General features: G+C 55.8%; 10 protein-coding genes. 6 read left to right on the forward strand and 4 right to left on the reverse strand.

The features are described 5' to 3' along the window. Positions 1-60 precede the first annotated feature (60 nt). From HPY71_08145 to HPY71_08155, 3 genes are read left to right on the forward strand one after another with little or no spacing between them, the layout of a single operon-like run. A complete protein-coding gene (locus tag HPY71_08145) occupies positions 61-1,104 on the forward strand; it encodes an alcohol dehydrogenase catalytic domain-containing protein (protein ID NPV53481.1) in 1,044 nt (347 codons plus the stop codon). A gap of 55 nt (positions 1,105-1,159) precedes the next feature. Further along, entirely contained in the window at positions 1,160-1,945 is a 786-nt protein-coding gene (gene srlD, locus HPY71_08150) for a sorbitol-6-phosphate dehydrogenase (protein NPV53482.1), read from the forward strand. A gap of 31 nt (positions 1,946-1,976) precedes the next feature. Continuing rightward, the gene (locus tag HPY71_08155; protein ID NPV53483.1) at positions 1,977-2,894 is read left to right on the forward strand and encodes a TIM barrel protein; all 918 of its coding nucleotides are present in this window, start codon (positions 1,977-1,979) and stop codon (positions 2,892-2,894) included. A gap of 215 nt (positions 2,895-3,109) precedes the next feature. Here HPY71_08155 and HPY71_08160 read toward each other — a convergent pair whose 3' ends face one another. Further along, on the reverse strand, positions 3,110-3,907 hold the full coding sequence (locus HPY71_08160) for an HAD family phosphatase (GenBank protein ID NPV53484.1): 798 nt from the start codon (positions 3,905-3,907) through the stop codon (positions 3,110-3,112). A 296-nt stretch (positions 3,908-4,203) separates the two neighbouring features. Here HPY71_08160 and HPY71_08165 point away from each other — a divergent pair, with 296 nt between their 5' ends. Beyond that, positions 4,204-4,989 carry a DeoR/GlpR transcriptional regulator gene (locus tag HPY71_08165; protein NPV53485.1) on the forward strand — a complete coding sequence of 262 codons (786 nt, stop codon included), beginning with the start codon at positions 4,204-4,206 and terminating at the stop codon, positions 4,987-4,989. Between the two features lie 264 nt (positions 4,990-5,253). Further along, positions 5,254-6,414, forward strand: coding sequence for an HD domain-containing protein (locus tag HPY71_08170; GenBank protein NPV53486.1), 1,161 nt, complete (start codon positions 5,254-5,256; stop codon positions 6,412-6,414). 8 nt (positions 6,415-6,422) lie between these two features. Here the strand turns inward: HPY71_08170 and glgA are convergent, their stop codons facing one another. The 3 genes from glgA to HPY71_08185 all read right to left on the reverse strand — a co-directional run bounded on the left by glgA (position 6,423) and on the right by HPY71_08185 (position 11,408). Further along, positions 6,423-7,916, reverse strand: a complete 1,494-nt coding sequence (gene glgA / locus HPY71_08175; protein ID NPV53487.1) for a glycogen synthase GlgA — start codon at positions 7,914-7,916, stop codon at positions 6,423-6,425. Between the two features lie 102 nt (positions 7,917-8,018). Continuing rightward, positions 8,019-9,104 (reverse strand): galactose-1-phosphate uridylyltransferase, encoded by a 1,086-nt coding sequence (gene galT, locus HPY71_08180; GenBank protein NPV53488.1) that lies wholly within the window; start codon positions 9,102-9,104, stop codon positions 8,019-8,021. Between the two features lie 198 nt (positions 9,105-9,302). Further along, complete coding sequence (locus HPY71_08185) at positions 9,303-11,408, reverse strand: PBP1A family penicillin-binding protein (GenBank protein ID NPV53489.1); 2,106 nt, start codon at positions 11,406-11,408, stop codon at positions 9,303-9,305. Between the two features lie 376 nt (positions 11,409-11,784). Here HPY71_08185 and HPY71_08190 point away from each other — a divergent pair, with 376 nt between their 5' ends. Further along, positions 11,785-12,990 (forward strand): 2,3-bisphosphoglycerate-independent phosphoglycerate mutase, encoded by a 1,206-nt coding sequence (locus tag HPY71_08190; GenBank protein ID NPV53490.1) that lies wholly within the window; start codon positions 11,785-11,787, stop codon positions 12,988-12,990. Positions 12,991-13,000: the final 10 nt, after the last annotated feature.

Raw genomic sequence — 13,000 nt, forward strand, 5'->3', positions numbered from 1 at the left:
CATAGCACGTCGCATAGGCGCACAGGCGCGTAATCAACCGGGAGAGGAGTGCATTCAACCATGAAGGCAGCGGTATTCATGGAGCCCCGTAGGATGGAGGTTCGCGAGGTGGAGACACCCAGGTGCGGCCCGGGCGAGGTCCGCATCAAGGTGATGGCCTGCGCGATCTGCGGGACGGACATAAGGATATACAATCACGGCCACCATAACGTCAAGCCCCCTCAGATTATAGGCCACGAGATCGCGGGCATTGTCGACGAGGTTGGTTCAAGTGTCAAGGATCTGAGGGAAGGCGACCACGTCATCGTCGTAACCTCCATACCTTGCGGCAGGTGTGCCTTTTGCCAGAAAGGCTCGCCAAATCTGTGCATCGATTTCAAAGCTATTGGCTACCACTACCCCGGCGGTTTTGCCCAGTACATGGTCATGCCCGAGGAGGGGGTCAGGGCCGGAAACATTATGAAGATACCTGATAACCTCCCATTCAACGAGGCATCCCTCGTGGAGCCTCTATCATGCGTAATAAACGGGCAATCATATTTGAATATAAGCCTTGCTGATTCGGTCCTGATAATAGGCGCGGGTCCTATAGGCTGCATGCACGCTGAGCTCGCCAGGGCCAAGGGCGCGACCAAGGTCATGATGTCGGATGTGTCGGTGGAGCGCCTTGACATAGCCAGGGGTTTCGGCATCGACAGGCTGATCAACCCCACACAGGAGAGCCTCGAGAAGGTTGTTGCCGAGGAGACAGATGGAGCCGGGGTGAATGTCGTTATCGTAGCGTGCTCCTCAGGTAAGGCCCAGGAGGATGCGCTCAAGGTGGTTGCGACCCAGGGGAGAATAAGCTTCTTTGGTGGCTTGCCAAAGGACAATCCATACATCAACTTCAACAGCAATATCATTCACTACAAGGAAGTATCGGTCCATGGGGCCTTCGCTTCGTATCCGAGCCAGTATAAACAGGCGTTGAGCATCATCGCCACAAAGAGGGTCGACGCCTCTAGATTCATAACCGCGACATTCCCTCTGGACAGGATCGTTGAGGCCATCGCGACGGCGCAAAAAGCCGAAGGGCTCAAGATGGTCATAAATCCTTGGCAATAGTAAAATCCACTGATTATTCTCATGTTATTCTCATGGGGAGGGTGAGCTCCGGACTATGGAAAGACGTCTCGAAGATAAGATAGCACTTGTGACCGGTGCCGGCCAGGGCATTGGAAGAGGGCTCGCCCTGCGCCTCGCGCGGGAAGGGTGTCATGTTGTGGTCGCCGACCTCAATGAGGCCACAGCGAGCACGGTGGTGGAGGAGATAAGGGCCCTGGACAGGCGGGCGATAGCGGTCAAGGTTGATGTGGGGGATGCCGCGCAGGTTGCGGCCATGGTCGACCGGGCGGTTGCCGAATTCGGCAGGATAGATATCTTGGTAAGCAATGCAGGTATCCTCAAGTCCTTCCCCATCACCGATTTCCCCGAGGAGGCCTGGGATGCCATCATAAGGGTGAATCTCAAGGGCAACTTCCTGTGCATGAGGGAAGTTGCAAAGCAGATGATAAAGCAGCGCTCAGGCAAGATCATCAGTATGAGCTCGAAGTCCGGGAAAAAGGGCAGCCTATGGAATGCTGGTTACTGCGCATCGAAATTCGGCATTATCGGCCTGGTCCAGAGCGTGGCGCTGGACCTTGCGCCCTTTGGGATAAACGTCAACGCCGTTTGCCCGGGTAACGTCTTTGAGACCCCCCTGTGGGACCAGCTCGACGTTGAGTACTCTAGGAAACTCGGCATACCTCCCGAGAAGGTGCGGGAGAAGTATATCGAAAAGGTGCCGCTGGGTAGGGGCTGCACGATCGAGGATGTTGCAAACGTGGTCGTTTTCCTGGCCTCGAAGGAATCGGATTATATGACGGGCCAGGCCATAAACGTCACAGGGGGTCAGGAGATGCGTTAGGAGTTAGCCAGCAACGGAGGAGGAATAGAAATTGGCGGATTTAAAGCTTGGAATAGATGCATGTTTTGCGCGTAAGAGATGGCCCGATCCCAAGGATTGGATGAGGATAGTGAGGGAGGATCTAAACCTGGACTATGTCGAGTTTTGTTCGGACCTGCTGGACCCCATACTTACACCGGAATCCACCAGGGTCCGGACGGCCAGGGAGATCAAGAGAATTGCCGAGGACCTGGGGCTGACTATAGTGGTTTACTATACGGGATTGATCCCCCATTGTTTGAATTTGCTATCCCACCCGGATCTCGAGGCGAGGGCCCAGGGGTTGCGCTGGTGCGTGGGGGCCATTGAGACGGCGAGCTACATGGGTGTCGACGGCATCGGTGGGCATTTCGATACAATAGCGTATAAGGACTGGAGCGATCCCGAGCGGCGGAAGTTCATGATAGATAACCTCTTAGAGAGCTTCAGGTATCTCTCGAGGGTCGCCCATGATGCCGGGCAGAAATTCATCCTCTGGGAGCAGATGTACACACCCAACGAAACCCCGCATACCATCCGCGAGGCTCACGAGCTTTATGAGCGCGTAAACGAGGGGGCAGCGGTGCCGATCTATCTTACGGTCGACGTGGGGCACGCCTGCCACAGGGGTTACCCATATAGCCCCGACGACGGCGACCCGTATCAATGGTTGAGGGAATTTGCGCAGGTGTCACCGGTCATCCACATCCAGCAGACCGACGCGAGCGCGAGCCATCACTGGCCCTTCACGGCCAAGTACAATGATCGCGGGATCGTGGACGCCCAAAAGGTGATAGATGCGATCGATGCCTCGGGTTCAAAGGAGAACTACCTCATCCTGGAGATATTCCATTCGCTCGGCACGAATGAGGACCAGCTCATATCCGATTTAAAGGAGAGCGTGGCCCACTGGAGGCAGTATCTGAAATAGCATTGCCGCCGGATATACTGGCAGATACACTTCATTCGCGTATGCAGATACGAGATTCAAGATAAAGATACAACAGACAGATACAAGAGATATACAGGAGTGTAACAGATCTATATCTATCTATTCTATATAATAATATAATAAGCCCCAGCGACGCATATGCGCTGGGGCTCAACCATGAATTAGCAGGCTTCAGGGACAAATTTGACAAATTTTTAATGAAGGACAAACTTATCGAAGGCTTCGGCCACGCCGCGCCCGTTCGGGTGGGATGTTACATAATTGGCTTCATCCTTCACGATATCAAGGGCGTTGGCTACAGCTACCCCTGTCCCCGCGTATTTGATCATATCCAGGTCGTTCTCGCTATCACCTATGGCGAGGACCTCCTCCCTGGAGATGCCGAGTTGCGCGGCCAGGGCTTTCAGGGCCGTTCCCTTGGATACGCCTTTATTCGTTACCTCTATGTAAATGGGCATCGACCGCACTACATTCAATTGCTCGCCAAATCTCTCCTTGACGATGGGTATGTGCTTATTTATGACCTTTTCGTCGGCAACGAATAGGAGCTTGGTTGGGTCGGCCTGGAGGAACCTTGTTAGATCCCCTACGGGTATCGCCTCGACGCCGGATCGCGTGGCATAGCCGGTCGCCTCGGGCGAGAGCTCTTTAACATAGAGGTTATCGTCGAGGTAAACATTGATGTGGATATCCTCTTGCTGGGCGTACTCTACAACGCCCAGGGCCAGGTCGATTGGAACGGGCAGGTGGTGATAGAGCTGCCTTGAGCGGGATGATTTGGTCATGGCGCCGTTATACGTGATCAGCGGCGCGTCGAGGCCGAGTTCCTCGGCGAATCGCACGGTGGACCTGTACATCCTCCCGCTCGCCAGGGTTATCGTCGTGCCGCGCTTGACAGCGGCCTGTATGGCGTCCCGTGCTACATCCGGTATCTCCAACTTCTCATTGAGGAGGGTATAGTCTAAATCGATAGCGACGAGTCTAATGCTCAACTCCCGGGCCTCCTGTAGTTGTATTGAATTCGGTGGAATTCCATTCATAATTGTGCTACCTTAAAGCGACTTTGTCAACACCCAAGGTCTACGGGCTTTACAGGTCTACTGGCGTTTATGGGCCTGCGGGGAACTACGCAAGGCTCGGTGTAAAGGCCTGAAAGCCAGAAAGCTAGGAGAAAGCTAGGAGGTTCTTGTTAGTTCAGTCACTTTGTTGTAGTATTATAGTAGCGTTTTTGTATTCCTTGAGGCGCCCGTGAATGGGGCCCATGGATCAGGGAGCATTATTTCTTGGGGTGATTGCTATCATGCTTGGATCGGCCAGGCGCCTGGCGATTATAGATATACTGGAGCAGCGGGGATTTGTTACCGTCGACGAGCTGGCGCGGGAATTCTCCGTATCAAGGGAGACCATCCGGCGGGACTTCAGGGCCCTGAGAAGGCAGGGCCTCCTGGAAAAGGTATACGGCGGCGCCACTATAAGCGCCAGGACAGCGAAGGAGTATACCTTCGCGGACCGCGAGACGCGCCGGCTCCCCGAGAAGCAGGCCATTGCAGAGGCTGCGCTCCAATTTATACAGCTCGGGGATACAGTGATGATGGACGCATCAAGCACAGTCCTTCAGCTCTCAAAGGTTATCCCAGAGGACATGGAGATAAGCGTCATAACCAACGCCCTGCCTGTGATCGAGGAGCTTGCCTCGAGGCCTAATGTCGCCATCACCTCCACGGGCGGTTCCCTGCGCAGGACATCTTATTCCTTTGTGGGGCCGGCCGCCGAAAGCAATCTCGCGAAACTCAGGGCCAACAAGGCGTTTATATCTGCCAAGGGCGTCTCGATTCAACACGGCCTTACGGAGGCTAACCCCTACGAGGGCAGGATAAAGGAGTTGATGGTCAATAACGCCTCTGAGGTTATCCTCCTTGTTGATTCAAGCAAGCTCGACCGGTTGGCCCTCGTGCAATTTGCGCCCATAGAGCGGGCTAATGTCGTGATAACCGACAAGGCCGCTCCGGCGGAGGTCGTGTCAAAGCTCCAGGAGAGCGGGGTGCGTGTAATAGTTGCAGGTAGCTGCAGCTGAGCGGTGATTGCAGGGAAATGCTTGCAGGCGAATCGTTCTCATCCTCCTCATGTTTTCCTATTTTGGCAGGAATCCTTCTCTCTGCGTAGAAATTAGGTAGATGTGGCATATTAAGGCTGGGGACAAGGTGTCTTATGCCTCATGTTTTAAGCCCGGGCCATATTGGGTATGGTCACCAATTGGTGACCAATTGGCCACTTGGGGCTGGCGTTTTGGGGCCAGCGCCAGCGTCTACCAACGTCTGGTGCCGGGGGAGGGGCTATTGTGAGCGCAACCGAGGACATAGAGGGTAGGAATAATGGGAGCAATATAGGCAGTATTGATCGGTCCGGGATAGATACGGACAAGGATAAGTCAGCAGCAGAGTCTAGGATGTTGGAGAGGGCACCAAATAAGATACCGGAGAGAACGTGCGTTATCGACCTCAGGTTCGGCCAGGTCGTCCGGGGGCCGTTTATGGCAAAGGACAAGCAGCTGGGGGATTTTTCGACGAAGCCCGGGCGTTTCTTGCTTTTAACCCTCGCCGACAGGACTGGAGAGATCAGGGCGGTTGCCTGGTGCAACGGCGAAGACCTGTATTCCGCATTTGAGGACGGAGACATCGTATGGATCGAGGGGCAGGTGAAAACCTACAGGGGGAGCCTCCAGGTCAATGTCCACGTCCTCAGGAGGTGCGAGCGATCCCTTTACAACCTGGTGGAATTCCTGCCGCGCACGAGGAAGGATATAAACACCCTGCTGGCCAGGATTCGCGAGGCTGCCGCGTCTTCGCGCGACCCGTTTATCTGGAGCGTTTTGTTCAGCTTCTTGGAGGACGACGAGTGGGTCGATCTATTTACTACAGCGCCCGCAGCCAAATCCATCCACCACGCTTACATCGGCGGCCTCATCGAACATACCACAAATGTTCTTGACATCTGCCTTACCATGACCAAGCTCTATCCCATTATAGACCGCGACCTCCTTGTAGCAGGCGCGATCCTGCACGACATTGGAAAGATATGGGAATACAGGTACGATGGCCTTATAGATATAACCGACGAGGGCAGGCTCATAGGCCATATAGTCCTCGGCGAAATGATGCTCGTTGATAGAATTCGCACGATTGAAGGATTCCCACCGGAGCTCGCTATGCGCCTCCGTCACATGATCCTGAGCCACCACGGCGAGTATGAGTTTGGATCCCCGAGGCGTCCGAAATTCATTGAGGCGTGCGTGCTTCACTATGCCGACAACCTCGACGCACAATCGGCCAGGTTTGCCCAGATCACCCAGAGTGCGCTTGCGGCCGGGGCGAGGTGGAGCGCTTACGATTCTATCCTTGCTAGGCCCATCTACGTCGCCCCAACTACACCCGAGGCCGCAGCCAGCAGAGATATGGAGATATCGGTTAGTCGAGCAGGAGGGGGCGGCTCGCGCGATTGACGCGCCAGCTACGCGGTTGCCGCCGCGACCACGCCATGTTTGCTTCGCGCAGCCATGTAGACCCCCATATACTCCACGGCGGACCTATTCCACGAGAAATCAGACCTCATGGCAGACTGCATCAGGCGCAGCCAGCGCTCGGGCTGCCTGTATACATCCAGGGCCTTCTTGAGCGCCAGGAGCAGCTGTCGGGAAGAGTAATCCTTGAACGTGAAGCCGTTCCCGGTTTCCGTTCGAGGATCATAGTCCTTTATTGTATCGGCGAGCCCGCCGGTCGCTCTCACGATTGGTATAGTCCCATATCTCAGGCTTATGAGCTGCCCCAGGCCGCACGGTTCAAAGAGCGACGGCATCAAATACATATCACTCCCGGCGTAGATTCGCTGGGCTAGGAGCGCATTAAACCCTACATAGATCCCGACCCGGTCAGGATGTCTGGCCTGGGCATCGCGGAGGAGGTTTTCGTAGTAGTCCTCTCCGGTCCCCAGAATGACGAGCTGGACGCCCGACGCCACGATGGCATCGAGGGCCTCTGAGATGAGGTCAAGCCCTTTCTGGGCCACGAGGCGCGAGACGATCCCGATAACCGGGACGTCCGAGACTGGAAGGCCCATCTCCTTTTGAAGCTCGTATTTGTTCTCCTTTTTCTCGCCGAGGTTATTGAGCCCGTAATTCCGGTAGATTCTCGGATCTGTTTCCGGATTGAACTCATGGTAATTAATGCCGTTCACGATGCCGTAGAGGTCCTTGGCCCTGGTCCGGAGGACTCCATCCATGCGTTCGCCTCGCTCAGGCGTTTGTATCTCCTGGGCATATGTCTTGCTCACGGTGTTTACGACGTCGGCATACAGGATTCCCGCCTTCATGAAGCTGATGTCGCCATAAAACTCCAGGAGTTCGGGGCGGAAATAGCTGTCGTCGAGACCGAGGAGCTTGAGGCAATCCTTCGGGAAGTTGCCCTGGTACTGGAGGTTGTGAATGGTAAACAAGGTGGCGATCTGGGCGTAGAAGGGATCCTTGCTGTATTGGTCCCTGAGGAGTGAGGGGATGGGCCCGGTCTGCCAGTCATTACAATGAATGATATCTGGCTGGAAGTTTATAACCTTCAACATCTCCAGCACGGCCCTTGAGAAGAAGCTGAAGCGCTCGGCCTCGTCGAAGAAACCGTAAAGCCGGTCCCGGTCAAAATACTGGTAGTTGTCGATCAAGTATACGGGAATAAGCTTCTCAATCCCGTCCAGCTTGGCGCTGATCTGGGATTGGCGTAAGATTGCAGTGCATTTCCTCCAGTCAACCCATACAGGGAAGTCTGCTATTGTTGTGACGTTGTTTATCCCGCGGTAGCGGGGCAACACCACCCTTACATCATTCCCCAGCATGGCGAGGGCCTTGGGAAGGGACCCTGCTACATCTGCAAGCCCCCCTGTTTTTGCGAATGGTGACGCCTCGGAGGATACGATAAGTATTTTATATGTCTCCTCAAATTCCTGATGTTTTAGCATGCCATTATTCACCTCGGCTTCAGAATCTTTTAACAACCCGTTTCATCTTATATTGATCTGGTATATTGATCTGGATATTAATCCGGGTACATTGATCCGGGCCTAAACCTGGACCTCTCTTATCGTTGGGGCTGCGAGCTCGGGCGCCGTCGGATTGATGTAATAACCTGTCCCCAGTTCAAACCCGGCGATGATCGTTAACCTGGGAAGGATCTCAATATGCCAGTGAAAGTATGTCTTATACGAGGTTTCATGCGTTTCATGCGCGCCACGGTTTCCGCCATCGTTTCTGTTATTGCTCTCGTCATTCATCTCGCCCCACGGAGCTGTGTGAAGGACGAGATTGTAGGGTAGGAAGGTGAATGCCTTTTCCAGTTTTGCGAAGGTGGTGCGCAGGGCATAGGCGATGTCCTTGATTATTTCACCCGGAGTCTCTTCGAATCTGGCTATATGCTTTTTGGGGACTATCCAGGTTTCATAGGGAAACCGTGAAGCATAGGGGCAGAATACCAGGGAATGCGCGGTTTCCGCCACAATGCGCCTCTCTCGTGCCAGCTCCTCCTCCATCATGGTGCAGAATACGCACCTTCCCCGCGCCTCCCAGGACTCGCGCGTCGCATTGAGCTCCTCCTTGACCACCGCGGGGATCGATGGCGTGGCTATGAGCTGGCAATGGGTGTGCTCGAGGGATGCCCCAGCTATCCTCCCGCTATTCTTGAAAAACTGGGGATATTTGAGCCTGTCATCCCGGTGGAGCTCCATAAACCGCAGGACTACAGCCTTGAGTATGGCCTCCATCTGTTCCTGGGAATGGGTCCCGAACGTCCCGTCATGGTCCGGCGACTCGATCAAGACCTCATGGGCGCCGACGCCCGGGGAATGGACGTATAGCTCGCCGTGTTCGGGTTCGACCCCGGGACCTGCGTTGTGGCCGGCTGCATGGGGGCTCAGGGCGGGAAATTTGTTGGGGACAACCCGGACCTTCCAGCCTGGCTCATTAGGCCCCCCTGTCTCGCGACCCAGGGCCAGGATCTCCGGCGGGGTTTGAGGCTCATTACCATAACAAAAAGGACATGTAGTGGCCTTTTTCTCGACGGGAGGGATTTTAAAGTCATGGGGCCGCTTGCCTCGTTCGCTGGCTATAACAACCCAGGAATTGGAGGTTGGGTCCTTTCTTAGCTCTGACATGACCTGCGCTCCTTTATTTCGTCGTTCTACTACGTTTCACTATCATTCGACTACCGTTTTTCTGTTTTACTGTTTTCCTTGTCGTTACTTAACTTCTAGCAGCAGGGTCCTTTTTATGCATACCACCAGCGGGAAACAGGCTTTTTAAAATTATTCCCTGTGGAGCCGTTTTATATGGCCTATATAAATCTATATGGCCTAATGGCCCAAATCGTCCATAGTGGCTGTATTGCCATTATCATTGCCTTTACCTTTTCCTTTACTCGAGCTCGACCATGGAGGCTGGGGCGAGTGCCATGTGCATCTCTGGGTTGGCTGCATGTCGGCCCTGAAAATCTCCGTTTTCGTCCAGGGGCAGTACTGGGTCGGCAGCATCCCCGATTCGCCACATACCACGATAGATTTTATGCCGGGCGGGCGAGGGAAATCCTCCTGCGGCCTGCCGTCAAGGACCCTTTTCATGAAATTGGCCCATATCGGAGCGCAGGCCACGCCCCCGGACTTGCCGAGAGGCTTTGCCGGGTCGTCGTTGGCTACATATACGCAGGTGACGAGGTCTGGCGTATACCCTACAAACCAGGCATCAGTGAAGAGGTTTGTTGAGCCGGTCTTCCCGGCGGCGGGCCACGTGACGATATCCGCCACGGTCTCCGCGGTGCCGCCGGGCCTTAAGACCCCTTTAAGTATATCCGTCACGATATATGCGGTCCTGGGGTCGAGGACGCGCCTTTTGCGTGCCCTGTTTAGCTCTATTATTCTCCCTCTTTTATCTTTTACCTGCGTCACGAAGATCGGGTGAACCCGGAACCCGCCGTTTGCCAGGGGTGCGAAGCCTATGGCCATCTCGAGCGGTGAGACCTCGGATGTTCCGAGGACGAGCGAGAGGTTGGGGCCGAGGTAGCTCTCGATGCCCATCGCCCTCGCGTACCGGGCCGCGAAATCCGGCCCTATCTCGGATATCAGCTTCACCGATACGACATTACACGATACGACCAGGGCATCCCTGAGGGATAGCACCCTGTAATGGTATTTGGCCGGGCCATAGTCCGTGGGGCTGTAGAGCGTCCGGCCAGTGGGGATGTAGATCGGCTCGCACATGAATGGCCAGGCGGCTGTATAGCCGTTGTCGATGGCTGCAGCGTAGATGAAGGGTTTGAAAGCTGACCCTGGCTGCCGCCTGGCGTGGATGGCGCGATTGAACTCGGTTGCGCTGAAGCTTCTCCCCCCGATTAGAGCGTTTACGTAACCCGTTGCGGGGTCAATGGCCACGAGCGCCCCCTGGGGCTGGAGAAGGGCCGGCGGCTTGCTGTACTTGCCCCCGCCCCGCGGCTGTGAAGGCGTGACGGCATCGAGGCCCGCCGCGAATGCTTCCTCGGCCGCCCTTTGGACTTCGAGGTCGAGCGTGGTGTATATCTTCAGCCCCCCGGCGTGGAGGAGGTTGCCGTCGTTGCTGTGGCGCCTCAAGAGCTGGTCGGTTACATAGTCAATGAAGTAAGGAGCGGCACGGTACTCCCGGCGCTGGAGCCCCGCGAGCTTGACCGGCTGGGAATCGGCCTTCATGGCTTCATCCCTTGTGATATAGCCGAGCTCCTGCATCCTGTTTAATACTGCGGCTCGCCTCTCGAGGGCGGCTTGCATATTTATGTAGGGTGAGTAATAGTATGGACCCTTGATGAGGCCCGCGAGAAGCGCGCTCTCGGCGAGCGTGAGGTCCCTGGCGCTCTTCCCGAAGTAGACCCGCGCGCCCGCCTCGACCCCGTAGGCCCCGTGGCCGAGGTAGATCAGGTTGAGGTAGCGCCTCAAAATCTCCGGTTTAGAGAACTTCATCTCCAGGTAAAACGTGAGAAAGAACTCCCTTATCTTCCTCCCGAGCGTGCGCTCAGGCGGGAGGAACATGTTCTTTGCGAGCTGCTGCGTTATGGTGCTCCCGCCGGCGACGATCCTGCGGGCCCGGATGTTTTCGACGATCGCCCGCATGATGCCGAAGGGGTCAATACCGAAGTGTTTGTAAAATCTGGAATCCTCGATGGCGATTACGGCGTTTTGCAGGTCTTGGGGCATCTGGGATAGGGGTATCTCTACCCTGTTGGCCGTCGCCGTGGTCGTGATCACCCTGCCGTGGATGTCGTAAAAGGTGCTGACCAGGGTCTGCCCGGGGAGCGGCGTGAGGCAGGCCATGATGGGAGCCAGAATGAGGATGATAACGCCTGCGAAGGCGATCACATATAGAAGGCGCGACGGTCTCCACAGTGGCCCCCCCATGCCATGCTTGCGCTCTTTACGCCCATCGTTCCTACGGTTCATACTTTTATTACTCCTGTGATTACTCATGTGATTACGCAGTAATTGTCCTGGCGCGCGTTTGCACGCTTGCCGGGTGGAGCAGAGGCGCGTGCCGGTCTTGCGCCCGGCAGAACTTAGTATATCCATTTAGCCCGCCGCGCTATAGGCCCAAACCCCAGGCAAGCCGGGCTCGGGTAAAATCTCGCCAAAACATAACAATTTATGATCATCCCAGGAAGGATAACCGCAACCTGTATAGAATCAAAGGGCGGAGGGACACTTCTCTTGGACGCTCGCGAATATACCCGGGTGCCTCCGAATACACCCGGACATATCCCTTCGCGGGCCTATTTCAGCACAAAACCAGCGAAATCACTGTAACAGGGGGCATGGTATCGTGATCAACATGGAAGTGATAAGCAAGCTCTCCATGAAGACGGACACCAAGATCGTCATGGTGGTCGTGGATGGCCTCGGGGGGCTGCCCGACCCGGAAACAAATCTCACCGAACTCGAGTCGGCTCGAAAGCCGAATATCGACGCCTTGATGAGAAAGTCGGTCTGCGGGCTCATAGACCCCGTGGGCCTTGGCATAACCCCGGGAAGCGGCCCTTCGCACCTCGCGCTCTTCGGATATAACCCGCTCGAGCACGAAATCGGGCGTGGCGTTCTCGAGGCTCTGGGCATAGGGTTTGAACTGGAGCGGACCGATGTTGCCGCGCGTGGCAACTTTTGCACCGTCGACAGCGAGGGCAGGGTCATCGACAGGCGCGCCGGGCGGATCGAGACCGAGAAGACGAAGGAGCTCTGCAAGCTGCTCGAGGGCATCAAGGTGGATGGTGCAGAGGTGATCATCAAGCCGGGCAAGATTCACAGGTTTGTCGTGATCTTTAGGGGCGAAGGCCTGTCCGGAAACGTGACGGACTCGGATCCCCAGAAGGAGGGGAAATTCCCCAAAACGGTTGAGGCCCTCGCACCGGATGCAGATAAGACCGCCCGCTGCGTGAACGAATTCATAGCCAAAGCTAAATCTATGCTGGCGGACAAGCACCCCGCCAATATGCTGTTGCTGCGCGGGTTTGCGAAGCATCCCAACATTCCTACCATGGGCGAGATATTCAAGCTGACGCCGGCCGCGATCGCTACCTACCCGATGTACCGCGGCGTGGCGAGGCTTGTAGGTATGGAGGTCATCCCGACGGGCACGACGATCGAGGATGAGTTCCGGACACTGGAAGAGAATTATGGCCGCTATGACTTCTTCTACGTCCACGTAAAGGAGACGGATAGCTCAGGGGAGGACGGCAAGTTCCAGCGCCGCGTGGAGATTATAGAGGAGCTCGACAGGTCCATCCCCCGGCTTACAGCGCTCGACCCGGATGTCATAATCATAACGGGCGATCACTCGACGCCAGCGAGGCTCAAGGCTCATAGCTGGCACCCCGTCCCGGTCCTCCTGTATTCCAGGTGGTGCCGGCCTGATGGAATATCGAGCTTCGGCGAGCGTGAATGCCGCCTCGGAAGCCTGGGGCGGTTCCCCACCCTCGGCGTCATGCCGCTTGCCATGGCGAATGCACTGAAGCTCATGAAATACGGTGCCTAGGGGTTCGTCC

It is taken from the genome of Bacillota bacterium (assembly GCA_013178125.1).
In the GTDB taxonomy this organism is placed as follows: Bacteria; Bacillota; SHA-98; order Ch115; family JABLXJ01; genus JABLXL01.

Excerpts from the sequence above, each read along its gene's own strand:
- HPY71_08145 (NPV53481.1), top strand. The coding sequence starts at position 61 with ATGAAGGCAGCGGTATTCATGGAGCCCCGTAGGATGGAGGTTCGCGAG.
- srlD (NPV53482.1), top strand. The coding sequence starts at position 1,160 with ATGGAAAGACGTCTCGAAGATAAGATAGCACTTGTGACCGGTGCCGGC.
- glgA (NPV53487.1), bottom strand. The coding sequence starts at position 7,916 with ATGCTAAAACATCAGGAATTTGAGGAGACATATAAAATACTTATCGTA.
- galT (NPV53488.1), bottom strand. The coding sequence starts at position 9,104 with ATGTCAGAGCTAAGAAAGGACCCAACCTCCAATTCCTGGGTTGTTATA.
- HPY71_08185 (NPV53489.1), bottom strand. The coding sequence starts at position 11,408 with ATGAACCGTAGGAACGATGGGCGTAAAGAGCGCAAGCATGGCATGGGG.